The 25,280-nt window shown below is 39.4% G+C and carries 25 protein-coding genes; 3 read left to right on the top strand and 22 right to left on the bottom strand.

What is annotated here, in order from left to right:
- Window positions 1-73 precede the first annotated feature (73 nt).
- The 19 genes from MKY13_RS07155 to MKY13_RS07065 all read right to left on the bottom strand — a co-directional run bounded on the left by MKY13_RS07155 (window position 74) and on the right by MKY13_RS07065 (window position 19,577).
- A complete protein-coding gene (locus tag MKY13_RS07155) occupies window positions 74-601 on the bottom strand; it encodes a TlpA disulfide reductase family protein (protein WP_339216055.1) in 528 nt (175 codons plus the stop codon).
- Entirely contained in the window at window positions 598-1,287 is a 690-nt protein-coding gene (locus tag MKY13_RS07150; RefSeq protein WP_339216053.1) for an ABC transporter ATP-binding protein, read from the bottom strand. Before MKY13_RS07150 ends, MKY13_RS07155 begins: the two co-directional genes overlap by 4 nt.
- A 7-nt stretch (window positions 1,288-1,294) precedes the next feature.
- The gene (locus MKY13_RS07145; RefSeq protein WP_339216051.1) at window positions 1,295-2,113 is read right to left on the bottom strand and encodes an ABC transporter permease subunit; all 819 of its coding nucleotides are present in this window, start codon (window positions 2,111-2,113) and stop codon (window positions 1,295-1,297) included.
- Entirely contained in the window at window positions 2,089-2,550 is a 462-nt protein-coding gene (locus MKY13_RS07140) for a nitrous oxide reductase accessory protein NosL (protein WP_339216049.1), read from the bottom strand. Before MKY13_RS07140 ends, MKY13_RS07145 begins: the two co-directional genes overlap by 25 nt.
- The gene (locus MKY13_RS07135; protein WP_339216048.1) at window positions 2,547-3,821 is read right to left on the bottom strand and encodes a NosD domain-containing protein; all 1,275 of its coding nucleotides are present in this window, start codon (window positions 3,819-3,821) and stop codon (window positions 2,547-2,549) included. Before MKY13_RS07135 ends, MKY13_RS07140 begins: the two co-directional genes overlap by 4 nt.
- Window positions 3,822-3,890: 69 nt before the next feature.
- Entirely contained in the window at window positions 3,891-4,511 is a 621-nt protein-coding gene (locus tag MKY13_RS07130) for a nitrous oxide reductase accessory protein NosL (protein ID WP_339216046.1), read from the bottom strand.
- A 253-nt stretch (window positions 4,512-4,764) separates the two neighbouring features.
- Window positions 4,765-5,811: a TlpA disulfide reductase family protein gene (locus tag MKY13_RS07125; RefSeq protein ID WP_339216044.1), complete on the bottom strand. Its 1,047-nt coding sequence runs from the start codon at window positions 5,809-5,811 to the stop codon at window positions 4,765-4,767.
- 37 nt (window positions 5,812-5,848) lie between these two features.
- On the bottom strand, window positions 5,849-7,540 hold the full coding sequence (locus tag MKY13_RS07120) for an FAD-dependent oxidoreductase (RefSeq protein WP_339216042.1): 1,692 nt from the start codon (window positions 7,538-7,540) through the stop codon (window positions 5,849-5,851).
- A 327-nt stretch (window positions 7,541-7,867) separates the two neighbouring features.
- Window positions 7,868-9,406 carry an acyl-CoA carboxylase subunit beta gene (locus MKY13_RS07115; protein ID WP_339216040.1) on the bottom strand — a complete coding sequence of 513 codons (1,539 nt, stop codon included), beginning with the start codon at window positions 9,404-9,406 and terminating at the stop codon, window positions 7,868-7,870.
- A 16-nt stretch (window positions 9,407-9,422) separates the two neighbouring features.
- Window positions 9,423-10,202, bottom strand: coding sequence for an enoyl-CoA hydratase (locus MKY13_RS07110; protein ID WP_339216038.1), 780 nt, complete (start codon window positions 10,200-10,202; stop codon window positions 9,423-9,425).
- Window positions 10,187-11,107, bottom strand: a complete 921-nt coding sequence (locus MKY13_RS07105; protein ID WP_339216036.1) for a hydroxymethylglutaryl-CoA lyase — start codon at window positions 11,105-11,107, stop codon at window positions 10,187-10,189. Before MKY13_RS07105 ends, MKY13_RS07110 begins: the two co-directional genes overlap by 16 nt.
- 13 nt (window positions 11,108-11,120) lie before the next feature.
- Entirely contained in the window at window positions 11,121-11,333 is a 213-nt protein-coding gene (locus MKY13_RS07100) for an acetyl-CoA carboxylase biotin carboxyl carrier protein subunit (RefSeq protein ID WP_191699255.1), read from the bottom strand.
- Between the two features lie 92 nt (window positions 11,334-11,425).
- Window positions 11,426-12,787 carry an acetyl-CoA carboxylase biotin carboxylase subunit gene (locus tag MKY13_RS07095; RefSeq protein ID WP_339216033.1) on the bottom strand — a complete coding sequence of 454 codons (1,362 nt, stop codon included), beginning with the start codon at window positions 12,785-12,787 and terminating at the stop codon, window positions 11,426-11,428.
- Window positions 12,788-12,799: 12 nt separating this feature from the next.
- Window positions 12,800-14,443 carry an AMP-binding protein gene (locus tag MKY13_RS07090; RefSeq protein WP_339216031.1) on the bottom strand — a complete coding sequence of 548 codons (1,644 nt, stop codon included), beginning with the start codon at window positions 14,441-14,443 and terminating at the stop codon, window positions 12,800-12,802.
- A gap of 26 nt (window positions 14,444-14,469) precedes the next feature.
- Entirely contained in the window at window positions 14,470-15,612 is a 1,143-nt protein-coding gene (locus tag MKY13_RS07085) for an acyl-CoA dehydrogenase family protein (protein ID WP_339216029.1), read from the bottom strand.
- 97 nt (window positions 15,613-15,709) lie between these two features.
- The gene (locus MKY13_RS07080) at window positions 15,710-16,321 is read right to left on the bottom strand and encodes a TetR/AcrR family transcriptional regulator (protein WP_339216873.1); all 612 of its coding nucleotides are present in this window, start codon (window positions 16,319-16,321) and stop codon (window positions 15,710-15,712) included.
- Window positions 16,322-16,493: 172 nt separating this feature from the next.
- Entirely contained in the window at window positions 16,494-17,144 is a 651-nt protein-coding gene (locus tag MKY13_RS07075; RefSeq protein ID WP_339216027.1) for a CoA transferase subunit B, read from the bottom strand.
- Window positions 17,141-17,848 (bottom strand): CoA transferase subunit A, encoded by a 708-nt coding sequence (locus tag MKY13_RS07070; protein WP_339216025.1) that lies wholly within the window; start codon window positions 17,846-17,848, stop codon window positions 17,141-17,143. Before MKY13_RS07070 ends, MKY13_RS07075 begins: the two co-directional genes overlap by 4 nt.
- 556 nt (window positions 17,849-18,404) lie before the next feature.
- On the bottom strand, window positions 18,405-19,577 hold the full coding sequence (locus MKY13_RS07065) for an MFS transporter (protein ID WP_191703063.1): 1,173 nt from the start codon (window positions 19,575-19,577) through the stop codon (window positions 18,405-18,407).
- A 150-nt stretch (window positions 19,578-19,727) separates the two neighbouring features.
- Here MKY13_RS07065 and MKY13_RS07060 point away from each other — a divergent pair, with 150 nt between their 5' ends.
- The 3 genes from MKY13_RS07060 to MKY13_RS07050 all read left to right on the top strand — a co-directional run bounded on the left by MKY13_RS07060 (window position 19,728) and on the right by MKY13_RS07050 (window position 23,094).
- On the top strand, window positions 19,728-20,975 hold the full coding sequence (locus tag MKY13_RS07060; protein WP_191703062.1) for an MFS transporter: 1,248 nt from the start codon (window positions 19,728-19,730) through the stop codon (window positions 20,973-20,975).
- Window positions 20,976-20,979: 4 nt separating this feature from the next.
- Window positions 20,980-22,263, top strand: coding sequence for an alkaline phosphatase family protein (locus tag MKY13_RS07055; protein WP_339216023.1), 1,284 nt, complete (start codon window positions 20,980-20,982; stop codon window positions 22,261-22,263).
- Window positions 22,264-22,338: 75 nt separating this feature from the next.
- On the top strand, window positions 22,339-23,094 hold the full coding sequence (locus MKY13_RS07050; RefSeq protein ID WP_339216021.1) for a class I SAM-dependent methyltransferase: 756 nt from the start codon (window positions 22,339-22,341) through the stop codon (window positions 23,092-23,094).
- A 220-nt stretch (window positions 23,095-23,314) separates the two neighbouring features.
- Here the strand turns inward: MKY13_RS07050 and MKY13_RS07045 are convergent, their stop codons facing one another.
- From MKY13_RS07045 to MKY13_RS07035, 3 genes are all read right to left on the bottom strand, one after another.
- Window positions 23,315-23,749 (bottom strand): hypothetical protein, encoded by a 435-nt coding sequence (locus tag MKY13_RS07045; RefSeq protein ID WP_191703059.1) that lies wholly within the window; start codon window positions 23,747-23,749, stop codon window positions 23,315-23,317.
- A 250-nt stretch (window positions 23,750-23,999) separates the two neighbouring features.
- A complete protein-coding gene (locus MKY13_RS07040) occupies window positions 24,000-24,497 on the bottom strand; it encodes a hypothetical protein (protein WP_339216019.1) in 498 nt (165 codons plus the stop codon).
- 84 nt (window positions 24,498-24,581) lie between these two features.
- Window positions 24,582-24,998: a DUF6188 family protein gene (locus MKY13_RS07035; RefSeq protein ID WP_191703056.1), complete on the bottom strand. Its 417-nt coding sequence runs from the start codon at window positions 24,996-24,998 to the stop codon at window positions 24,582-24,584.
- Window positions 24,999-25,280 lie beyond the last annotated feature (282 nt).

The raw sequence follows: 25,280 nt of genomic DNA, 5'->3' as shown, positions 1-25,280 counted from the left end.
CGTCATAAAATTATAGGTTTTTCAGCGCCATTCTTTAAGGCACCGCGTCTTTTTCATTCGTATAAAATGAAAGTCACAATGATAAAAGGTCAATTATAAATGATTCTTCCATAGGACCAGCAAATTCATGGATAATATTGCCTTTCTCGTCGATAAAAATTGTAGTTGGAATAGTAAAGGCACCATACGTCATACTAACGTCTCCCTGCTCATCCAACAAAACCGGAAAGGTCAGCCCGTACTCATTAACAAACTTTTGCACATCGTCCTGCCTGTCTTTCGTTGTCATGTTCACGGCCAATATTTCAAGCTGGTCATTATATTCCTCATACAAACGTTGCAAATGAGGTGCCTCCATTTTACAAGGTTCACACCACGAAGCCCAAAAGTTCACAATCGTCCATTTCCCTTGAGAATCCGACAGTGAGTATTGTTGCTGATCCAGTGCTTGCAATGTGAAATCAGCTGCTTTTACAACACGTACACCTTCTTCATTAGTAGTAATAGTTGATGGTATCTTTTCATTGCTTGCCCTGCTACTTTCCCATATTAAAATTCCGATTAGTATTGTGATCATTACAAGTCCAATATATTTCTTCACTGGACATTCTCCATCGATGTTAAAGTTAACCACAGTTGTTCTAACGTTTGACAATGGTAAGTAGTTAGAAGTGTACTTATATTCCCTTTTGCAATTACTTCACCTTCATGAAGCATAATCACTTGGTCCGCAATTTCTTCAGCAAAGGAAAGTAAATGGGTAGAAAACAATACATGAGTCCCTTTTTCCTTTTCATCTACAAGCATTTTTTTCAATGTCGCAATCCAAAAGGGGTCTAAGCCATTCGTCGGTTCATCTAATATATATAAATCCCCATCGCCTATTAAACTTTGAGCTAAATTTAAACGTTGGCGCATCCCTTTAGAATACTCCGATACCCGTAGATGACCTTTTTTAGCTAATCCTACCTGCTCCAGAAGTTTTGGGATTTTATCGGAGGGCACTTTTTTCAAATTGGCTAATAAGGCTAATATTTCAGCAGCCGTTAATGTATCCGGAAAATTTAAATCATCCGGCATATATCGAAGTGCCTCTTTTGAAAAACCAATTATTTCCCCTTCATTTTGTACGAGTTGCCCGGTTAACAATTTTATAATAGTACTTTTCCCTGCGCCATTTGCTCCGACAAGTGCCGTAATTTCACCAGCATCAATTTTTACCTCAATATTGTGCACGCCCCGGTTTTTCTTATATGTTTTCGTAATGTTCAACAATTCCACGGTCATAAATTTATCACCTTCTTTTTAATAAATATGTAGCTAATAAAAGTGGGCTAACTCCCCATAGTGCTGTAAATAAGCTGTAATAAAATAGTCCGACTGTTGAATCATAAAATTTCACCAGCTCATAGAAGGCCGGTCCTAAAACAGCTGACTGATCCGTAAATACAAAATAACTAAAACGCATCCATTCAAGTGGATTAATATGGATGGATAACGAAATGAAAGTTTTCAATAAATTTTCCGAAATAATGGTTCCTACCGCCATTAACACATACGATAAAATCAGTGTAATCATTGACCAAACACCTAAAGCAAGTGCCAGTGCGTGTAGCCTGTTTTTTGCTATCACACCTACGAAAATACTAAGTGATGTGAAAAGTAACAGCAAAATAAGAATAAATACGATGAACGGACCATTTAGTGAAATGCCGCCAAAAAAGCTCCCCATCATATAAGAAAGTGTAACTGCTAATAGTGTAATGAATAAGAATACATTAAATAAGCCGATCCACTTCGTAAAAATATACTTACCATTGGACATTGGATAGGTTTTCAGTAAATTTAACCATCCTGATTCACGGTCGGCCGCCAGACTCATTGAACCAATTGTCAATATAAATAATGGGAGTAAAAATAATAATACGTTCAACATTGCTGCTGATTGACGCGTAAACCCTTCTGCATCAGGCATTGCAATTTGTTGAATCATTAACACGGATGTAAAGGTAACAACAAATAATATGGTAACGATTTGAAGCCATTTACTACGGATTAATTGCTTCATCTCAAGTTGAATAAACTTTATCATTCGTGCGTATGGATTCCCCATTCAAAAGTTAATAAATCATCATATTTAAGCTGTTTACCTTGTCCATTTTCATTCATATAAGCATCCACACTTTCCTGTGATGCAAATGCAAGTACGCCGTAGTTCATAGGTGTCCAATAGTTTGCTTCGTAAATGTACACGGCCTCTTTTACATTAATCCATTCATTAGTTGATTCATCTTTAATGTATGCCGCCCCAATCTCGCTCTCGCCATTAGCGATAACGTATTCCATCAAACAGCCTAAATCATCAAAAACGAGATGATCATTATTTTTAAACACTATTTGACCCGCGTAATCCATATGCGAAATTGTCATATTACAAATTTCACAAACATCTGTTTCTGCAGAAACCTCTTTCGGCTTGTATTCTTTATTGCCACAGCCTGCTAATAACATCATTGCAATAATAGTACTTATAACTAATAGCCGTTTCATCTTAATTTCCTCCAAATACTAAATAATACGAATAAACTTGCCGTACTTCCCAATAGATGTAGCCAGTTCAGTTGAATGCTTTGTTCTTTTTTCTCCGTCGTCATAAGCGGATTTTTATCAACTAAGACCATATTTTGTGTATCGGAGAGTTGCTGATCCAATTTATTAAGTAATGTGACACTAGGGGATTCTACATAATACTGATACACGGGCTTACGCACCATCCATTGTCCAAAACTTGTGAATGAATGGTAGTCTGTATCGCCTAATCCATCAGCATTGAAATCATAGCCGTTATAATCGTCATAATGGTTACGATTTAACACAAAGCCAATTTCGTCTGACCGAGCCGTTAATATATTACCTTGAAACTCATTTTCAGTAACTGTTACGGTTGGTGACCTTCTACTGTGAATGACCGTTCCATTTGACTGAAACATATTCTTGCTAAATGCTGTATTCTTTACTTGATTCCAAATCGTCGCAGTCGTATTTTCCTTAAATATATTATTCGTGATTTGCGCTTCTTCAATATCATATAAATACATGCCGTTACTGTTTAATTGAAGCTGTCTCTCGATTTGGTTATGGGCAATATAAGCATTTTCAACGACCATAATCGTCATGCCCGATACATTATTCTTAACCGTATTGTGTTGCAGCTGTATATTAGTACCATACATGAAATGCAATCCATACCGCCCATCTTCAACTATCGTATGTTGGACGTCTACATTTTTTGTTTTCTCAAAGTACATGCCATCCTGAATGTTTTTAGCAAACAGATTTTTGACAATAACTTGATCCCCTTCAAATAGACTCACCGCGTTTGGCTTTTTAGAAAAGTGGCCTTCTTTTTTTCCCTCTATTTTCAAAGAGGAAAGAGTAACATTTTGAACACGGTAAAACTCCACACCTTTTTCATCAATATCTAGGTTCAAACTTTTAAAAACAATAGCTTTACTGTCTTCAACAAGAATAGGCGTTTGTTTCGTTTCAAATTGGAGTGATTGAAGCGTAATATTATTTGTTTCCTTAATTTTAATTCCTGTAGTTAATGATGTGATTTTTGTTTTTTTATCGCCAATAATTGTAATAGGTTTTGTAATGGTAACTGGTCCTTCGTACGTTTGGTTTTTTAAATAAAGCGTACTATTTGGACTTGTTTCGTCTATTAACTGCTGTAAACTTTCTGCTGCTACGCTATGTGAAACGAGGGGTAAGAAAGTTAATAGCAGCGTAAAAACAACCCATCTCATCAAATTTTTCATAAGCCCAAAGCACCTCTATTAACGATGTATTTACAGAGATTAGTCGCTTTCAGACAAATCATCTGCTCATTAATCGCCATCATTGTGCTGTTGTTCTTCCCCTTCATGATGCACATGACCGTCTTCAGGATCATGCTTATTCACATTCTCTCCCGCTTTCATTTTTGCTTTACGGCGTTCTAAAGCTTGTTGACGTACTTTTGTATAGGAAGTCAATTCCGAGCCTTCATTTTCATCGATATACGCTTTTGCATCATCTTCATATTTAAAGAAAATATATCCCCAGTTCATCGGTGATTTTAGCTTTGTTTTGACAATATAAGCTTGCTCTACGTTAAACCAATTCAATGTATTGTAATCACGTACAAATTTTTCGTTTACTTCTACATTGGCAAATTCAGCATTCAGTAAACAACCGATTTCATCATAAAATGCAATGGAACCGTCCGCTTTAATTGCTTGAGCTGAAAAGACGCCCATCTCTTGATCTTTTGTATAAACTTTCATATTACACATCGCACAAACCGTATCTTCTGTAGGCTCTTGCAAACGTGCATCCTGCGTCCAATCCTTCTCGGCAATTTGTTCAACTTCCTGCTGCTGTGCAGATTCTTCGTTTGAAACTGTTGGCTCATTCTTCTCTTCAGTTTGGTTGCAAGCTGATAATAACATTGTGATTATTCCTGCCAATAATATTTTTTTAAACACGTACATCACTCCATTTCTTATATTTCGCTTACTATGATAACACTTGGTTAGAATATTATATTTGACAAAGTAATCACAATATTTTGTGCTAATTGTGAAATTTTTATAATACCCATGTAGGTATAAAAAATCCCATAAATAAAAGCCGCTAAATTTCGCGGCTTTAAATGACTATTTTTTGTTTGTTATATCAATATATTTATCTACCTTTAATTCTCGAGATAATCGTCATCAATTATTCACTCAATAATGATTCATATTTTTTGATTAATTGGCGCAATCCTTCTTCACTTACCGGCCCTACAATCCGTTCAAGCTCTTCATCCTGTGCATTGAGCAATACCGTCGTAGGAATGGATTTTACTTGGAAAGCTTTTCCTACTGCATCATCCTCATCCCTTAAGATTGGATATGTTACGCTGTATGTTTCCATAAAATCTGTGAGTGCTTCTTCCCCGTTGTCACGTGCCGTTAAATTAATACCGATTAAAGCAACCCCCATAGGTAAGTTATCAGCAAAACTTTGCAAATGGGGCATCTCCGCTTTACATGGAGGGCACCACGTTGCAAAAAAATTAACAACCGTTAAAGATTGTTCCTGGTCAGACAGGCGATATTGTTCACCTGTCGTAGCTGGTAAATCAATCGCTGCACGGGTCGTTGTCGTTATGTTTTCTTCAACATCCATTAGCATAATTGCAACTAAGCTTAAAAGTCCTGCACCTGCTATATATTGAGCATGCTTCGTTCTAAAATAAACTGTTAGTAATACGGCGACATGAAAAAGCGTAAAGCTAGAAATAAAGCCGTCTAACCACATGAGCAGGAAAAATTGAACGAGCAAAACATGCTGACTTTTTATTCGTTCAATTAAAATAAGGGTAAAAATCCACAAACCTGCAACAAACCACTGTTCCTGAAAACTGAAAAAAATAAGCTGATAAATGGCGACAAGTCTTACCCAATACATCCAGCCAACTTCCCAATCAAACAATTCCCGTTTTCTATACAATAGGAAAGCAACAACTGCCAGTGCTAACAGATGGCCTTTTAAACCACCATCAAAATAAATTAGTGATAATGGTGCTTGAAAGAAATCTGAGCTTGAAAAAAGAATATAACTGAACTTCCAAATGAAAATATAAGTATAAAGCAAATGTACAATTAGTTTAGTTGTTGCTCCATCCGAATGGCGACTACGAAAATCGCTATAAAGGATGGCAATGATCAATGCGAGCCATGCAATCGGAATATTTACTTGTCCCAATGTTAAATATGTCATGTTTCATGTCCTTTCCAATCGCAGAGCTCCCAAAACGTTACTTAAAGTTATAAGCTGTGACAATTGGTTCACGATTGTTCACTTGATCTTGATAGTATTCATATAAGGAAATACCTAAAAATGAACCCGAGATATTCGCTACATTTGTATAGCCACTATTATTAAGTGCCATTACTGCATTATAGCTACGCTGTGATGAACGGCAATGTACATAAACAGGAACATCTGTCGGAATTTCTTCCATACGCTCACGTAATTCGCTCAGTGGAATATTTACAGCCCCTTTTAACGCCCCTTGCGCAAACTCATTTGCTTCACGCACATCGACAATAAAAGCATCTTCTTCTACTAAACGGCGTACATCGCTCACACGCACTTGCTTGAAGCGACCCGCCATTAAATTTGTTGCCACTAAAGCCGCTAAATTCACAACATCTTTTGCTGTACTAAACATAGGCGAATAAGAAAGCTCCAACTCTTTTAAGTCCTCAATTGTCCCGTTCATTGTAATCAATGTCGCAATAACATCAATTCGCTTATCTGCATTACCTTTTCCGATTGCTTGCGCACCGACAATACGACCCGTAGGCAACTCATAAACTAACTTGAAATGAAGGGGGTTACTTGAAGGCATTAAACCGACTTTATCCGGTGCAATAATATATACGGCCTCCACTAATAAACCCATTTCCTTTGCAGTACGCTCATTTAATCCCGTAGACGCTGCTGCATAGTCAAAAACTTGAATGCTTGATGATCCGATGACACCTTTATTTAAGACCGGAATTCCATACATATGATCTGCTACCGCACGTGCCTGACGTTGAGCAGGACCAGCAAGAGCTAAACGCGTTTGTTTGTTCATCAGACGGTGATACACCTCGATGGCATCGCCAACTGCATAAATATTCGGGTCGCTTGTTTGGTAATTTTGATTAACTTTAATTGCACCCGTTTCTCCAATTTCTAAGCCTGCTTCTGTAGCTAAAGTAGTTTCCGGGCGTACACCAATTGCTAAAACGACAATGTCAGCAGCGACTTCTTTACCTGAATTTAACTTAATCAAATTCGGCGTGATTTCTGCTAAGCCATCACCGACGATTAACTCGACACCTTGATCAACCATTTCTTTGTGTAAAATTTGCGCCATGTCGTCATCAAACGGTGTTAAAATTTGTGGTGCAAATTCGACAAGCGATACATTTCTACCTGCTAAACGTAGATTTTCCGCTACTTCCACTCCGATAAATCCTCCACCAATTACCGCAATGTTTTGGGCGTCATTTTCTACAATTGCATTATGTAAACGCTCAATATCCACAACATTTCTTACGGTAAATACATGAGGCAGGTCGTTACCCGGCAATTTCGGTACGATTGGACTCGCCCCCGGAGATAACACTAATTGATCGTAGCTTTCTGTTGTTCGTTCGCCTGTAACGGTATTTTTTACTGTCACCATCTTGTCTGCACGATTAATAGCAATAACCTCACTATTAATGCGGGCATCAATGTTATGCTTAGCTTCAAATGAATCCGGTGTCATCATTAACAGCTTCTTGCTATCTGCAACAACTCCACTTAAATAAAACGGTAATGAACAATTCGAAAATGATACATGTGGTCCTTTTTCAAACATCACAATTTCTGCCTGCTCGTCTAAACGACGAATCCTTGCTGCTGCAGAAGCACCGCCTGCAACCCCACCAATAATGACTACTTTTTTCATCTTGAACCCTCCCATAAATTACACTAACTATGTTTTTTCTTCTTATCTACATATTATACCCCTATAGGTATAATGTCAATTTTTTTATGACGAATATTACCTTACCTGTAGCTTTTTTATAGATGTTCCAATCACACACCTAAATAAAAAGACGACCGACAAGTTGATTGTCGATCGTCCAAACTAATCCGTAAATAATAACCGTATAGACAATGACGATATTTTAGTAAATATAAGGTAATTTATTTTTTCTTAATTTTTAAAAATATAAAAGGCTAACATTGCTATTAACAAGCGAAGCTAGCCCTTTTTTGTTCTGTTATAGGATTATACTGGACTAACACCATGCTTGCGTTCTGTGAATGTCAGTTCTTTTGATTTGTATGCATCGAGACGAATCTCCAATGTCTTGCGCAGTTCGTTCGGTTCAATCACATCATCAATGATTAATTCCGATGCCAGACGATACACATCGATTTCTTCCTGGTACTCTTCCCGCTTCTGATTGATAAAGGCGGCCTGCACTTCTTTTGGCAAAGATGCAATTTTATTTGCATATACCGCATTGATAGCTGCCTCCGGTCCCATTACAGCGATTTGTGCACCTGTTAAAGCAATACATACATCTGGTTCAAATGCTGGACCCGCCATTGCATAAAGTCCAGCACCATAAGCCTTGCGGACAATAACCGTGATTTTCGGTACTGTCGCTTCACTCATCGCATAAATCATTTTCGCGCCATGACGAATAATTCCCATCTTCTCAACATTTGTACCAATCATAAATCCAGGCACGTCTGCTAGGAAAATTAACGGAATGTGGAATGCATCACATAAGTTGATGAATTTTGCAGCTTTATCAGCTGAATCATGGAATAACACGCCACCTTTAACGCGCGGTTGATTGGCGATAATACCGACAGATTGGCCATTAATACGCCCAAAGCCTGTAATGATTTCAGGAGCAAATAGCTTTTTCACCTCACAGAATGAGCCTTCGTCAATAATACGGTCAATTAAATCATACATATTGAACGGTGCATTTTGGTTTGCAGGGATGATTTCCTCAATCGACTTTTCAAACGTTTTCGGCAATTTTGGCTCTTCCACATTCGGCTTGTTTTTAAAGTTATCTGGGAAATAGCTGATGTATTGTCTTGCGTAAGCAATTGCCTCTTCCTCTGTTTTCGCTAGTACATCACCACAACCTGAAACTGAACAGTGCATTATTGCCCCACCCATCGTTTCAAGATCGACCTTTTCCCCTATGACCATCTCCGCCATACGCGGTGATCCTAAGTACATGGAAGCATTCCCTTCCACCATAACTACTACATCACAGAATGCGGGAATATACGCACCACCTGCTGCTGAAGGTCCGAATAATAGACAAATTTGCGGAATACGGCCAGATAATTTGACCTGATTGTAAAAGATGCGGCCTGCTCCTCGGCGGCCGGGGAACATCTCCAGTTGATCCGTAATACGGGCACCTGATGAGTCTACTAAATAAAGTAGCGGGACATTAAGCTTTTCAGCCGTCTCCTGAATACGGATAATTTTCTCAACCGTTAGCTTTCCCCAAGAGCCCGCTTTTACTGTTGAGTCATTTGCCATTACACATACAGTTCGCCCATGAATTTTCCCGATCCCTGTGACAACGCCGTCTGAAGGTAGGTCACCTGCAAGTACATTAGCAAACGTTCCATCCTCTGCCTGTAACCCTTCATCAAAGAGCAGCTCCAAACGCTCACGAACAAATAATTTCCCCTGTTCCTTATTTTTTCCGTGATACTTTTCATGGCCGCCCTTTAACACGTTATCCTTCATTTCTTGATGTTTGTTTCCAACTGTCAATTTTGTCATTTCTTCCATCCTCCTTTTATTTGCCAATGTAAGCCGGTGACCGTTTTTCCTGGAAAGCCTTCAATCCTTCTAGCCGGTCTTCCGTATGCAGTAATCGGCTATATGCCAATGATTCGATTTGGAGTCCGGTAGAAATATCTGTCTGCATCCCCTGATTGATCGCCGTTTTTGCCTGTATGAGTGAAAGTGGTGCATTTTTAGCGATTTCGTACGCAAGCTCCTTGGCCTGTTCAAGCAATTTTTCTGGCTGGATAATGTGCTCAATCATCCCGTACTGATACGCTTCCTCCGCTGTCAGACGACGGGCAGTGTAAATTAGCTCTTTTGCCTTTCCTATACCAATTAGACGAGGAAGACGCTGTGTCCCGCCTGCTCCTGGAATAATGCCAAGTGCTGTTTCAGTCAAGCCCATTTTTGCCGTATTGCTAGCTATACGAATATCACATGCAAGTGCTAGCTCCAGACCTCCTCCAAACGCAACACCATTAATAGCAGCGATAACTGGCTGGGCAAGCGCTTCAAAATGATTCATCGTCTTTCCAATTAGTGCAATGGTTTTTCGAGTTTCTCCCTCATTCATCCCTTTACGTTCCTTTAGGTCGGCTCCAGCACAGAAGGCCTTTTCTCCGTCCCCGGTAACAATAACAACACGGATAGAACGATCCTCGTGAATTGCTTCTAGTGCCTCATTGATTTCATGTAACATTTGAACAGATAGCGCATTAGCGGCCTCCGCTCTCATAAACGTGACCACTGCTACCCCGTCTTGCACCTCTACTTTTACGAAATTTGGCATAATTTCCCCTCCTCTCTTGCAATAGCAACTAGTTTTGAAGATAGTGTTTTGCCGATTATTCCCTCGACATAAAGGGCTGTTTGCTGGATTTTTTCCAAGCTGACACCTGTTTCGATGCCCATCTCATGCAAGAAATACAATAAATCTTCAGTTGCTACATTGCCTGATGCCCCCTTAGCATACGGACATCCGCCAAGCCCACCAATTGCACTATCAAATTTCGTAATTCCATGTGCAAGACTTGTCATGACATTAGCGATGGCCGTGCCACGTGTATCATGAAAATGCATCGCTAGCTTTTCAGCTTTGAAGTGACGCAGCATTTCATGAAGTAGCGCATCTACCTGTGTCGGTACACCCACACCTGTCGTATCTCCAAGCGATAGTTCTGAAATGCCCATATCAAACAATTTTTCTGCCACATTTACGACCTGCTCCGGCTTTGTATAGCCGTCATAGGGGCATGCAATGACCGTAGAGATATACCCTCGTACGGTCTTTCCTGCTGCTAGTGCACCATCCACAACTTCCTTTAATATAGGAAACGTCTCATCAATGGATTTGTTTATATTCGATTTGTTGTGGCCCTCACTTGCTGACATAAAAATACTTACTTCATCGACACCGACGTCGAGTGCTCGTGCTAGCCCTTTACTGTTCGGCACAAGTGCAGCATACGTAATAGCGCTATTTCGCTTAATTTCTTTTAGAACCTCTACAGCGTCTGCCAACTGTGGAATCCATTTCGGATGTACGAAACTCGTGACTTCGATGTAATTGAGCCCGGACTCGCTTAAACGATTAACGAGCTGGATTTTCTCTTCCGTCGGTATAAAAGTCGTTTCATTTTGTAACCCATCGCGTGGCCCTACTTCTTTTATTTGCACTTGCTTCGGCAGTTGCATAGACTACACTCCCTTATCCGATTTCAACTAAATCGTTTGCTTCATCGATAAAATCGCCTTCAGCTACAATGATTCGCTTCACTGTCCCTGCTTCTTCAGTTACAATAGGAATCTCCATTTTCATAGATTCCAAAATAGCAACATCTTGACCTGCTGTTACTTGTTCGCCTTCTTTCACTAAAATCTTCCATACTGTTCCTGCCATACTCGCTTTTACTATTGTCATATATTATTCCTCCATTTAATATAAAGTGTAGAGAAGTGGCACGCAGTAGATACGATCTCGCCAAAGTTCAATCTTTTGCGCCTCTTCTCCTCTTATTTACCGACTGCTTTTGTTTTTGGTAAATAGTATTCCTCCACAAACTTAGTTGTAGTGCTACCTGCTAAAAATTGCTCATGTGTGACAGTTTCAAGCAGCATCGGTATATTCGTTTGAATACCTTCCACTACATAACTGCGCAATGCATCGGCTAACCTTACACATGCTTCCTCTCGTGTTGAACCAAACACAACAAGCTTTCCAATCATTGGATCATAAAAAGGAGTTACCTCGCTTCCTGTTTCCACAGCTACCTCATGTCGAATCCCTTCTCCTTCAGGTAATACTAGTTTCGTAATTTTCCCTGGTGACGGGAAGAAGGTTACGGGATGTTCCGCATAAATACGCACCTCAATCGCGTGCCCTTTTTGCTGAATATCCTCTCTTGTAAAGGCAAGCTTTTCGCCATTTGCTATCTTCAACTGCTGCTCAACAAGATCCAGTCCTGTAATCTCTTCTGTTACCGGATGTTCCACCTGTAAGCGGGTATTCATCTCTAGGAAGTAGAAGTTTTGATCACAGTCCACTAAAAACTCAATCGTGCCAGCATTTGTGTAGCCAATATGCTTTGCTGCATTCACTGCGGCATCTAACATTTTCTTACGTGTCTCTTCTGATATGAACGGAGAAGGAGCTTCCTCTACCACTTTCTGATTGCGACGCTGTATAGAACATTCACGCTCATAGACGGGAATAACGTTGCCAAATGCATCAGCTAGCACCTGCACTTCAATATGATGGGGTTCTGCAATGAATTTTTCGATAAACATCGTCCCGTCACCAAAGAAGCTTTGCGCACGTTTTTGATTTCCTTCGAATGCCTTACGCAGCTCCTGTTCATTGTTGACCAGCTGCATACCGATTCCACCGCCACCTGCAGATGCTTTTAACATGACCGGATACCCAATGTCCTCTGCAATTTTTGCAGCTTCATCTGTATCAGCGATTGGTTCATTAACCCCCTGTACAATGGGCACTCCGGCTTGCTGCATCGTTTTTCGTGCCTCTATTTTGCTGCCCATTGATTGAATGACCTCAAATTTTGGTCCGATAAACGTTAATCCTGCCTCCTCTACACGTTCGGCAAATGTTGCATTTTCAGATAATAAGCCATAGCCTGGATGAATGGCATCAGCACCTGTTTGCTTTGCCACATCTAAAATGGAATCTATATTTAAATAGCTTTGTGTTACTGGTGGTTTACCAATACAGAAGCTTTCTGTTGCCTCTTTTACATGAAGACTGTTCGCATCAGCCTCCGAATAAATTGCCACCGTTTCGATGTCTAATCGTTTACACGTCCTAATAATGCGGCGCGCGATTTCGCCTCGATTGGCAATGAGTACCTTTTTGAACATATTTCAACCTCCCTAATGCATTGTTTTCACTAAACTTGCAAACTGTTCACGAATTTTGAACTTCTGTATTTTTCCTGACGCGGTCATTGGGTAACTGTCGACAAAAAAGATATAGCGCGGTATTTTATGCCTCGATATTTTCCCATTGCAGAATTCCCTTATTTCTTCTTCCACCGCTGTCTGCCCTTCTTTCAGGATAATCCATGCAGCTACTTCCTCGCCGTACTTCTCATCCGGCACGCCGGTCACTTGTACATCTAGCACTTTTGGATGTTGATAAAGGAATTCTTCTATTTCACGAGGATACACGTTCTCTCCACCTCTAATAATCATATCCTTCAATCGTCCTGTAACGCGGACATAGCCATTTTCATCCATCGTTCCTAGGTCGCCCGTGTGCAGCCAGTTATCGGTGTCGATCGCTTCTTTTGTCGCATCCGGATTATTGTAATAACCTTTCATGACGACATAGCCCCGAGCACAAATTTCTCCTTGCTCCCCTCGAGGAACCTCTTCATTTGTACCTGGCTTCATAATTTTCACTTCCACATTTGGTAAAGCACGACCAACTGTTTCTACTTTCAGATTCAGTGGATCATCTACTCGTGTTTGTGTTAACACTGGTGAAGACTCGGTCTGACCGTAGCAAATCGTCACATCTTCCATACCAAGTGTCTTGATGACGTCTCTCATTACTTCAATAGGGCAATTCGAGCCTGCCATGACGCCCGTGCGCAACGACGAGACATCAAAACTCGAAATATTCGGTAAATTTAACTCGCTAATAAACATCGTCGGTACGCCATGGAGCGCCGTACATTGCTCCTTTTCAACTGTTCGAAGTACTTCCTCAGGATGGAATTCCTGTACCGGTACCATCGTTCCGCCCACTGAAACGATCGCCAGTGTACCAATTACACAGCCGAAGCAATGGAAAAATGGTACGGGGATACATAGTCGGTCTTCATGTGTCAGCTTCATGCATTCTGCAATATTGATGGCGTTATTAATCAGATTGGAATGCCGGAGCATCACACCTTTTGGAAAGCCCGTCGTTCCCGATGTGTATTGAATATTGATGACATCATCATAAGTTAAGGATTGTTTGCGCTGTTCAAGTTGTTCATCCGATATTTGGCTACCTTTCGCCAAAAATTCCTCGTAGCTGAACGTCCCAGGATATTTTTTATCACTAATTACAACAACGCTTTTTAAAAGTGGTAGACGGCTACTTTGTAATTTGCCAGGCTCACATTCTTTCAACTCTGGACATAAGTCATATAAAGTATCAATGAATGCATGGTCTCGGTAGTTGTCAATTAAAATAATGGCCCTCGTATCTGATTGCTTAAGTAAATATTCTAACTCGCTTGCCCGGTAACTCGTATTCACGGTGACTAGCGGTGCGCCCATCTTCCCTGACCCAAATTGAAGCCCCGGCCACTGCGGAACATTTGTCGTCCAAACCGAGAAATGATGTCCTTTTTCAAGTTCAATTGCCATTAACGCTTTTGCAACTAAATCACTGTGTTTGTTAAACTGGGCATATGTCATGCGATAATCTCGGTCTGAATAAACTAATGCCTCCCGATTAGGGTATTGTGCAGCCTTTTCTTCCAGTAGCTCGCCAATCGTTTGATAAACAAGTTCTGCCATACGCATTCCTCCCTTTTGTCAAAAAACTAACAACCTAACACTCGTGAAATAACTACCCGTTGAATTTCAGATGTACCTTCTCCGATTTCCATCAATTTGATGTCACGCAAATGTCGTTCTACATCGTACTCAGCCATATAACCGTAACCACCATGGATTTGAATCGCCTGATTACATGTGCGGAAGCCCATTTCCGACGCAAATAATTTTGCGAATGCGGCTTCTTTTTTAAATGGCTTTCCTTCATCTTTCAGCCACGCTGCCTTCATTACCATATTGCGTGCCAATTCAATTTCCATCGCCATATCCGCTAATTTAAACTGAATTGCCTGTAATTTAGAGATCGATTTTCCAAACTGTACACGTTCCTTAGAATATTGAAGTGCTTTTTCAAATGCGGACTGCGCAATTCCGACCGATAGTGCAGCGATAGAAATACGACCGCCATCTAGCGTATTTAAAAATTGACCAAATCCCTTTTTTTCGTCCCCCAACACGTTTTCTTTTGGCACGCGAACGTTTTCCAAAACAATTTCACATGTATTTGATGCACGCACACCCATTTTTTGATATTCAGAACGGATCGTTACGCCTGGTGTGTCAGTTGGAACAATGATTGCAGTTATAATATTCTTCCCACGCTCATCTTTTCCCGTAACAGCCGTCACTACAATTTGACGGGCATAACTGGCATTCGTAATCCAACATTTCTCCCCGTTAATGACCCACTCATTTCCTTCGAGATAAGCATTTGTACGAGTACCCGCTGCATCAGATCCCGCATTTGGCTCCGTCAGTCCAAACGAACCGAACGTCTTTCCTTGCGCCATTGGAACGAGGTATTCTAGCTTTTGCTCCTCTGTACCAAAGTTATAAAAAGGGGTTGCGCCTAAGCTGACAGCGGCTGCATAGCTTAAGCCTGTTCCTCCACATGCACGACCAATTTCTTCTACGGCTAATGCAAAGGAAATAGTGTCTCCACCTGAACCGCCATATTCCTCTGGAAATGGAATCCCGAATAATCCAAGTTCCCCCATTTTATCGAAACTTTCTTTTCTAAACTGATGCTTCTCATCCAGCTCACGTGCATGTGGAGCAATTTCAGCTTGCGCAAACTCACGTACCATATCACGAATCATTTCTTGTTCTTTAGATAATTCAAAATTCATTTTTAAAGCCCCCTTAGTTTTTGGATTAAAGACCGACTAGTCGGTTTGTATTATTTTTAAAAAAACCAGACTTTTAATTGCCTGACTGTTACTAAATTTACATAATGTACTTTTTCGCTTTCGCTTCCTCAAGACCTTGCTCTGTCAGAACACCTCGGAGAATCAAATCATTGAAATGATGTGTAATCTGCTCCATCGTTAAGCTACCGTTCTGCCGGTACCATTTATATGTCCAGTTCACCAATCCTATGATCGCCATTGTCGTAATTGTAGTAGAAATCTCGGGTCGAAAATGCCCACCTTTTTTCCCCTCCTCTATCACCTGCTCAATCAACCTTTGGTATTCCGTCCGCTTTTCTTTGATGATATTTTTATATTCTGGAGGTAAATAAGCGCTTTCATTATAGAAAACCGTAATATGACGCTGATACACATCAAATACATTTGTAAATGCAAACAACATAGCACTCACTTTATCGATTGGCGTATCATTTTCTTCAAAGGCTTTTTTTGTTTCTTTTAATACGTGGGAGATGAACAAATCATGTATCTCATATAACAAGGCATCCTTCGATTTAAATTTATGATAAAACCCGCCCTTAGATGTTCCAGCTGTTTCTACAATTTCATCCACTGACACACCGTGGTAGCCCTTGTGCCTAAAAAGATCAAGTGCTGTTTCAATAATCCGTTCTTTCAGCGATTTCACAACCAACTCCTCGCCTCCCATCTATCACCCATTACAATTAAGTTAATTTTTCTAGCGAAAATACTCATATTTTCTGTTAATCGTCTTATTTTCGTATGATTATAGCACTCTTCGATTTTAGTGTCTATTATTTATCCACAAAAAATTATCGAAAATACCTTTTTTATCTACCTCATGTATAATTTATTAGATTTTCAGAAACTAAGAAGTCAGCTTCCGTTTTCTCTCTAATCTCCTCTACAGAAACGCCGGATGCTAATTCTATCAGAACCATTCCTTTTTCGGTAAAATCAAAGACAGCCAATTCCGTTATGAGACGATGAACAACTTTTTTCCCAGTCAGTGGCAACGTACATTCCTTCTTAATCTTTGATTCTCCGTATTTCGATACATGCTCCATAATAACGATAACTCGCTTCGCTCCTTGCACAAGATCCATAGCTCCACCCATACCCTTGACCATTTTCCCTGGAATCATCCAGTTCGCCAAATCACCTTTTTCAGACACTTCCATGCCTCCAAGGATAGCGACGTCGATATGTCCACCACGAATCATGGCGAAACTTTCTGCGCTATCGAAGAAGGATGCGCCTGGTACCGCTGTTACAGTCTCTTTTCCTGCATTGATTAAATCAGGATCTACCTCGCTTTCATCAGGATATGGCCCAATACCTAACAGTCCGTTTTCTGATTGCAACAGCACTTGAAAATCACTTGGAATTTCATTTGCAACTAAAGTCGGCATACCAATACCGAGGTTGACGTTCATGCCGTTTTTTATTTCCTTTACTGCTCTTTTGACAATCCTCTCTTTTACAGTCATCCAATAGCCTCCTCTGCTTTTATTGTGCGTTTTTCAATTTTCTTTTCATAGCCTTCACCTAAAATTACATGTTGAATGAATACAGCTGGCGTATGGATTTCATCAGGGTTCAGTTCCCCAACTTCAACGATTTCCTCAACTTCAGCAATCGTAATTTTCCCTGCCGTAGCAATGATTGGATTGAAATTGCGGGCCGTTTTGCGATAGACAAGATTCCCTAGTTTGTCAGCCTTCCATGCTTTTATAAAGGCATAATCCCCTACAATTGCACGTTCCTCAATATACTCTTTGCCGTCAAATTCCTTAGCCGGCTTTCCTTCAGCAATCGGTGTTCCCACGCCGGTAGCCGTATAAAACGCCGGGATTCCAGCACCGCCTGCCCGTATACGCTCTGCTAATGTCCCTTGAGGAGTCAGTTCGACTTCTAGCTCCCCGCTTAAAAATTGCTGCTCAAAAGTCTTATTTTCCCCTACATAAGATGCAATCATTTTTTTGATTTGCTTGTTCGTTAGTAATAATCCAAGCCCCCAATCGTCAACACCGCAATTATTGCTGACAACCGTCAAATCTTTAATGCCTTTTTGACGAATAGCCTCGATTGCTAGTTCAGGAATACCACAAAGTCCGAATCCACCGACTAATATGGTTGCACCATCTTGTACTTCTCCAACAATTTCATGTATATTTTTCTCTACTTTATGCACAATATTCCTCCTTTAAGTAAAATTAACATCATTATAAACAGGTTATTTTAGAATAGCAAATTTAAATTCTGAATTTTCAAATTGAAGAGTGCTAGTTTAAAGGCAGCCATGTTTATTAACAGCAAGCTCTAACATTTCTCTCTTTTTTACTTAAGTCACTAAAAAACCTCGTCAATCAACATTGATTAACGAGGTTGGAGATTGTGGACAAAAGATCCCGAGACTTCTTGTATTTTTAATATAAATTTCAACTTGATGGTTAGCCGGAACAATTTTCATTAGAGAAATCGTATCTCACTTTATGTAAAGCGATGAATAAGTTGATTGGAGTGGAGGGACCGTGACTCCACCGGGATTAGCGCGCGCGGAAGATCCACTAAATTGTGCCTGCCGTTGTAGGCACAATTTAGTTAGCTGGAGCCGTGCCCGGGGAAAGCATCGGTCCTGGAATGAAAATCAACGGTTCAATGTTAATGTATTTCTTAAACAATCATTTTTTAACGAGGTTGGATACTATTAATTACGCAGCATGTTAATTGAACTAAAAATGTTAAATTTAAGTCAGCCTCTGCGCACGGTTATATATAAAAATACTACATAACATGATTAAGGAAATAATTGCAAACATATAATTAATAGAAGCCGTTAATAACCAGCCCCCTAGTATCGGTCCGATAAAGCCGCCAATATTTTTAAACTGGGAAGCCCCAAGATATGTTCCCTTTTGATCTTCCGGTGCAATCTCCTCTATCACTGCATTCATCATCGGAAAACAGAAAATTTCACCGACCGAAAACACAATCATACTCACGATAAACATCCACGCACTATCGGAAACACCAAACAGAAATAACCCAATTGCAAAGATGACTACGCCTATTTTTAGCGAAGAATAGATCGAGATTTTCTCACTTACTACGGTTAAAGGGAGTTGAAATGCTAATACCGTTATGGAGTTTGCAACGATCACATAAGAAAAGAGCTTCACTCCATCTTCCACAGTCATGTTAATAAATTGTGGCAATGTCGAGTTAAACTGGGAATAACCAATTGTAATTAAAATGCCTCCCGCGATAAACAGCAATAGCTTTTGATCATGGAAAACCGCGCTCAAAATCGTTCGTATTTGATGCTTCGAACTAAGTCTTTTTTGCTTCATTTCATAGCGGTTTAATACGACAAGTAAAAAGACGCCATACAGCGCATACATAAATCCTGTAATCATAAACGGTGTCGCCGGACTTGATAAGCTTGCGACCCATACCCCAAGTAATGGACCCATAACAGCCGCAATATTAATTGCCGTATAGCGGACGGAAAAAAGGCGCCTTTTTTTAGCATCCTCCGTAAAATCAATCATTAATGCTTGTGTACCTGGTTCAAAAAATGAGCGGCATAATCCATTTACTGCATTCAACAAAACGAAATAAACAGCAGAAGGAGCCCAAGCAAAACCAACGAATGTGAGGCTCCATATAAAGACAGTAATAATAATGACCGCTTTTCGTCCAAAACGATCGGTTAAATACCCGCCGATTAAGCCACCAAACGTTGAAAATAATGGGGCAATTCCAATTGTCACACCGATTAACAAAGGAGAGGCCTGAAGTTCATTATGTAAGTATAAAGCCAAAAACGGGATAGCCATAAAACTGGCTGTTCGAACAAAAATTGTTCCACTTAGTATGATCCATACGAGTGGATGGAAATATTGAAAAATTCTTTGCATAAAATGTCTCCTCTAGTTTTCAATGTGTTTCCTATTATACATCCTTATGTAAATTATATTTTAGTAATGTGAATTTTCTGTTATTTTTACTTCATATTTCCAGTAAAATGGTATAATTGCAGAAAATAATAGGTTAGGAGGGAAATTCAAGTGAAGCTTACGAAAGAAGAGAAATCGTGGATATTGTACGATTGTGGGAATTCAGCTTATTCAATAGCTATTACTACTGCCCTGTTTCCAATTGTCTTTGGTATGTTTAATGGGGTCAATAATATGGACTTGGGGTACTTTAATTCACTTGCCAGTATATTTGTTGCTGTACTTAGCCCCATTTTAGGAGCATTTGCAGATTACAAAGATAAGAAAAAACGTTTCTTCACATTTTTTGCATTAGTCGGTATTATTTCTACTCTTTCCTTTACATTTATTTCACCTGAAAGTGGACAATGGCAGCTATTAATCGTCATGTACATTTTATCCTGCATTGGTTTTGCCGGAGCAAATATTTTCTATGATTCTTTCTTAGTTGATGTTACGACGGATGAAAAGATGGATAAAGTATCCTCATCCGGTTTTGCATTCGGCTATATTTCAAGTGTAATCCCTTTTGGAATTAGTTTAGCCGTTATTTTCGTAATGGGAATGGATGAAGCGATTGGCTATCAAATTGGGTTTTGTATTACGGCATTATGGTGGGGATTACTGACAATCCCGATGATTCGTGATGTAAGGCAGCGTCATTATATCGAACCAGAACCAAATCCGGTTGGCCAAAGCTTTAAACGATTAGGTCAGACGTTTTTAAACATTAAAGATTATAAAATCGTATTCTTATTTTTAATCGCCTATTTCTGCTATATCGATGGTGTCGATACAATTATTAAAATGGTTGTACCTTATGCAACGAGCGTTTTAGGACCAGATAGTTTAAATACATTTATGCTATTAGGCATTTTACTCGTTATTCAAATTGTTGCTTTTCCGTTTGCCCTGCTTTATGGTTCCCTTGCTAAAAAATATTCGACACGCTCGATGATTATCGCTGGTATTACGACATATATGGTTGTATGTATTGCAGCATTTTTTATATCTGAAATGTGGCATATCTTTGTACTGGGGATTATGATTGGCTCTGCACAAGGCGGAATTCAGGCCCTTAGCCGTTCGTACTATGGAAAAATTATACCGAAGGAACGCTCGAACGAATTTTTCGGCTTTTATAATATTTTCGGAAAGTTCGCAGCGATTATCGGTCCCTTTTTAATGGCATTGACAACTACATTAACAGGTGAAGCAAGATATAGTATTTTATCAATTATTCCATTATTCATTATCGGTCTCATCGTGTTCCTCATGCTTCCAAAAGATGTAGGTCAACAAACAAGAACAGTAAGGTGATTATATGACGCAAAAAAATAAATATGTCATCGTCGTTTCGTATGACGCTTTTTCCATCGATAACTGGGAAAGTGCAAAGTCGAAACCGAATTTAGCAAAGTTAATTGAAAATGGTGCTTCCACAAATTTAGTGAAAAGTGTGTATCCAACCCTCACCTATGTTATTCACAGTTCGTATGTGACAGGTATGTATCCAGATAAACACGGTGTATTTCATAATAATCCGTTCCAGCCTTTCGTGCCTGAAAGCGAACAAAACTGGCATTGGTTCCGGAAGGATATTCAAGCGCCAACTGTGTATGAGGCCGCTCATAAAAAGGGTCTTACAACAGCAGGATTATTATGGCCAGTAACAGGAAAAGCACAAATCGATTACAATATTCCTGAAATTAAAGCAGTCAAAAATGAAAACCAGGCATTGAAAATTTTAAAAAGCGGAAGTAAATTATTCACGCTCCAGATGGAATTAAAATACGGCAAAATCAGACAAGGAATCAACCAGCCTTATTTGGATGATTTCACAACAGTTTGTGCAGTCGATACGATTAAAAAGAAAAAGCCAAATTTACTGCTTATGCATTTAATCGATTTGGATGATTCGAAGCACTTGCACGGTACACAAGGAGCACATATTGAAGAAGTTATTGATCGTATGGATCGGCGTATTGGTGATTTAGTTCAGGCGACCAAGGATGCCGGCATTTATGATGAAACGACTTTTATAATTGTTGGGGATCATAGCCAGTTGGATGTTCAATATAAAGTGTATTTAAATCGATTATTTTATGACGAGGGTCTAATTTATGAGCAGCATGGAGCATGGCATTGGCGAGCTTATGTGCAAGGTGCTGGTGGCGCAGCCTATTTGCATGTGCAACCAGGAGATTCCGAGGCAGAAAGAATTGCTCTTTCCATTTTACATGATGCAAAGCAACATGAATCCTATGGCATAGAAGCCATTTTAAGTACACAAGAGCTGAACGAACTTCACGTAAATAATCAATTCCGTTATATGATTGAAGCAAAGGAAGGCTACTCTTTTGAGGATGACCATTTACAGGAAGCGGTCGTTGATTTACATGCACAAGGTAAAAAATACGCCACACATGGTTATTTACCATCTAAAGCGAATTATACAAGTAATTTAATTATTTCAGGTAATCAGGTCATTGCCGGCACTGATATTGGTGAAGTAAGTGTTGTCGACATTGGCCCTACAATTGCACATATATTAAATCTTGATTTACCTAATACAGATGGCCGGGCGTTAACCGATATATTTAAGTGATGACTTCTTTAAGCCCGTTTGTCATTTTAATGATAGACGGCTTTTCAACTTAACCAAAATTGCGAGGTAACTTATATGTTAATAAATGAATTCAGTGATAATCTCTCTAAATACAAACTACCGGAAGAATATGACGAGACTTATAAAAATTACACAGCAGATTTAGATTTTATCGACGCTCATTTAGGAGAAAACAAAAGCTCCATCATTGAACTTGCTTGTGGAACAGGACGCTTGGCCATCCCATTAGCTAAAAAAGGTCATACGGTTTATGGTGTTGATATTGATCAAGGTATGCTGGATTTTGCACGGAAAAAGGCCCTTAGCGAAGATGTTGACATTCAGTTAAGTGTACAAGACTGCACACAATTGAACTTACCAATTAAATCAAATTTTATTTATATGACCGGTAATTCATTTCAACATTTCCTAACGAACGAAAGCCAGGATGCTCTTTTTAAATCAGTCAAAAAGCATTTAAATCCAGGTGGAGAATTTCTATTCGATACGCGAAATCCGATTCTTCATGAACTTGCGAAAGATGAAATTTCTGAGGAATCTATAGTGAAAAATGGTGAAACATTCCACGTCGTCAACAAGGAAAAATATGATCCTTTAACACAAATATTGCATTGTACTTCCACCTATACATCTACACAAAATGAATATAGAGATAGTATTAATTTAAGATATACATATCCATTAGAAATGAAACGGCTTCTAGAACAGCATGGATTTGAACTAATTCATATTTATGGTTCCTGGACAAAAGCAGTCTTTGATGCAAATAGTATTTCGATGGTGATTCATGCAAGGGTAAAGGAAGTTTAATACGGGTGCCTTAAGATTTCCCCCCTTCTATATTAGAAGGGGCTTTTTAATTGGTGCTATTAAAAATTCGAATTATATTTTTCTCAAATAAAATTTAATAAGTAGGACTCACAAAGACTATTGCATCTGACTTTAATCTCCCCGGGAATTATTTAAGCGATGATTCTACAATTAATAGCATCCTCTACGTGTTTAGGAATCTCTATACGTCTGCTGTTCTCTAAATATCAGAGCGCAAATTAATTTTTACAGCCATCTCAATAATAGGTGGAGTAAACGTTTCGGGAATCATTGGAGAAGTCAAACTTCCAGTATGATTTGTTAAACCGAATGACGCATCATCTATGTCAATCCAATCTAATTCTCTAACATTAGGGATTTCGCCAATAAAATGATAATCTGCTACATAATAATAGGTACCGTCATCATTTTTGCAAGCTCTCCATACTTCAGCTTCTTTCCTAGGATCTAAGCCGAATTGTTCAAAAAACTGTTGGATTGCTGGAGTGGTATGAACAATTGCTTTTGCATAGTAAGCACAATCTGAACAACCACAATGTTCTTTTTCAGAAACTAAAGGAAGTTCCTTATATAAATCTTTTGTCTTCTGAACATCCACATTCACAATTTGTCCATTTAGAATAAATTGTTCCATCTTGTCCTCACCTCCCTTTACCGATTATCAAACCAGTAAACCACTCCTGTAAACGCATCGACAAATTGAATATGTGCCCCAGTTGGTAAGGTTGGATAAAAATGAAAGCTTCTTCGTGTCGACTACGTCACCATAAAACGTACCCGAACACAACTTTCCTTCATCATGATCCATGTGCATCATAATATTAACGTATCTCTACTTCTGCTCGTTCTGTTTTGACTGACCTATGATAAATGGTTCAATAATTTTACTCATAAAGATCCTTCTTACTGTTAATCAAAAAAATCGCCGCCTGTCCGTCATAATCTGCGAATATAATTTCCACCGTTTCACTCGTCGTCGTGACGTGATAGCCTTTATACGTTAGACTTGGCTCATTCGTTAACGCAAAAAACAAATTTTGCTCGGCAACATAGAAAAACTCCTCCAACGCATGCTCGAGCATTTCTTCATTTTCGATTTGCAGGACAAATGCGGGTAAGTACTCCCGGTGAAAGCCTTTCGTTGAGAAACGAATAATTTTTTTAATCGTTGCCATTTCTTTGACTGGGTAAGGCGCGTTCAAAATCTCATCTTTTTCAAACGAATACGATCCAAAATAAAGCGTCATCGGGAACGTCCAACGACTATGTGCGAACGTTTGCATAACAATCGGTGTTTGCTGTTCGCTCACGATTTCGTAAGCGGAAAAGCTGTCGTCTAATTTCAAAGATCGTACGTTATTTTTATACGGAACAAACTTCATACTGGCAACCCTTCCCTTTCACTTGAATGCAATCGCAAACTTGGTCATCCGACGTGCTCTATGCTACGACTTGATGGCAGCTTTTTATTCAAATAACGACAATTGCTCACCAGGTCCTGCAACGATTAATACAACATCATCGTCCACTTGCGCCTGTAATTGCCAGCCCTCAAATTGATCATTATCTCCAATCACTTCTAGCTGCATTCCTGATACAAATTGAAGGCAAAGATTGTTCGGTAGTAGTAATTGAACTAACGAAATTTTCTGACGAGCGAGTGCAGTCAAATACAATAATTTATCTTTCGCCTCTCGTTTCACAACGGTTGTCTCACCATTTTGCGTCAACTTAAACGTTCCCTCAATTCGAAGTGTCACTTCATCATAGCGACTATTGCTTGTTGAAAGCTGTATGGCAGGTCCCCAAAAATGAAGACTATCGATTGTTTCATGTAGAACGCATTTTTCCATTAAATGCTGTATGTGTATATGTTCCGTCATGTTCAGTCTCCTTTAAAACAAAATGCGTTCATCACCATAACGTATAGTGCCCGCCTAAAATAAGGGAAGATTTTACCGTTATTCGAAGGATGTAGCTCATTTCGGGATAAATAAGGGAACGTTTTTCCGTTATTTCAAATAAAATCCCGATATTTCACGTCTTTTAGGTCAATAGCGGAATTTTCTTCCCTTATTTCGACTATTTTTTATGTCATTTTCGAAATAACGGAAATTCCTTCCGCTATTTATCTCCTTACGCAATTCAATTTACAAAAGATAAAA

Source organism: Solibacillus sp. FSL W8-0372 (genome assembly GCF_037969735.1).
In the GTDB taxonomy this organism is placed as follows: Bacteria; Bacillota; Bacilli; order Bacillales_A; family Planococcaceae; genus Solibacillus; species Solibacillus faecavium.
This window is presented reverse-complemented; position numbering and strand designations above follow the sequence as displayed.

Excerpts from the sequence above, each read along its gene's own strand:
- MKY13_RS07150 (WP_339216053.1), bottom strand. The coding sequence starts at position 1,287 with ATGACCGTGGAATTGTTGAACATTACGAAAACATATAAGAAAAACCGG.
- MKY13_RS07145 (WP_339216051.1), bottom strand. The coding sequence starts at position 2,113 with ATGGGGAATCCATACGCACGAATGATAAAGTTTATTCAACTTGAGATG.
- MKY13_RS07140 (WP_339216049.1), bottom strand. The coding sequence starts at position 2,550 with ATGAAACGGCTATTAGTTATAAGTACTATTATTGCAATGATGTTATTA.
- MKY13_RS07135 (WP_339216048.1), bottom strand. The coding sequence starts at position 3,821 with ATGAAAAATTTGATGAGATGGGTTGTTTTTACGCTGCTATTAACTTTC.
- MKY13_RS07125 (WP_339216044.1), bottom strand. The coding sequence starts at position 5,811 with ATGACATATTTAACATTGGGACAAGTAAATATTCCGATTGCATGGCTC.
- MKY13_RS07120 (WP_339216042.1), bottom strand. The coding sequence starts at position 7,540 with ATGAAAAAAGTAGTCATTATTGGTGGGGTTGCAGGCGGTGCTTCTGCA.
- MKY13_RS07115 (WP_339216040.1), bottom strand. The coding sequence starts at position 9,406 with ATGACAAAATTGACAGTTGGAAACAAACATCAAGAAATGAAGGATAAC.
- MKY13_RS07110 (WP_339216038.1), bottom strand. The coding sequence starts at position 10,202 with ATGCCAAATTTCGTAAAAGTAGAGGTGCAAGACGGGGTAGCAGTGGTC.
- MKY13_RS07105 (WP_339216036.1), bottom strand. The coding sequence starts at position 11,107 with ATGCAACTGCCGAAGCAAGTGCAAATAAAAGAAGTAGGGCCACGCGAT.
- MKY13_RS07100 (WP_191699255.1), bottom strand. The coding sequence starts at position 11,333 with ATGACAATAGTAAAAGCGAGTATGGCAGGAACAGTATGGAAGATTTTA.
- MKY13_RS07095 (WP_339216033.1), bottom strand. The coding sequence starts at position 12,787 with ATGTTCAAAAAGGTACTCATTGCCAATCGAGGCGAAATCGCGCGCCGC.
- MKY13_RS07090 (WP_339216031.1), bottom strand. The coding sequence starts at position 14,443 with ATGGCAGAACTTGTTTATCAAACGATTGGCGAGCTACTGGAAGAAAAG.
- MKY13_RS07085 (WP_339216029.1), bottom strand. The coding sequence starts at position 15,612 with ATGAATTTTGAATTATCTAAAGAACAAGAAATGATTCGTGATATGGTA.
- MKY13_RS07075 (WP_339216027.1), bottom strand. The coding sequence starts at position 17,144 with ATGACTGTAAAAGAGAGGATTGTCAAAAGAGCAGTAAAGGAAATAAAA.
- MKY13_RS07065 (WP_191703063.1), bottom strand. The coding sequence starts at position 19,577 with ATGCAAAGAATTTTTCAATATTTCCATCCACTCGTATGGATCATACTA.
- MKY13_RS07055 (WP_339216023.1), top strand. The coding sequence starts at position 20,980 with ATGACGCAAAAAAATAAATATGTCATCGTCGTTTCGTATGACGCTTTT.
- MKY13_RS07050 (WP_339216021.1), top strand. The coding sequence starts at position 22,339 with ATGTTAATAAATGAATTCAGTGATAATCTCTCTAAATACAAACTACCG.
- MKY13_RS07045 (WP_191703059.1), bottom strand. The coding sequence starts at position 23,749 with ATGGAACAATTTATTCTAAATGGACAAATTGTGAATGTGGATGTTCAG.
- MKY13_RS07040 (WP_339216019.1), bottom strand. The coding sequence starts at position 24,497 with ATGAAGTTTGTTCCGTATAAAAATAACGTACGATCTTTGAAATTAGAC.
- MKY13_RS07035 (WP_191703056.1), bottom strand. The coding sequence starts at position 24,998 with ATGACGGAACATATACACATACAGCATTTAATGGAAAAATGCGTTCTA.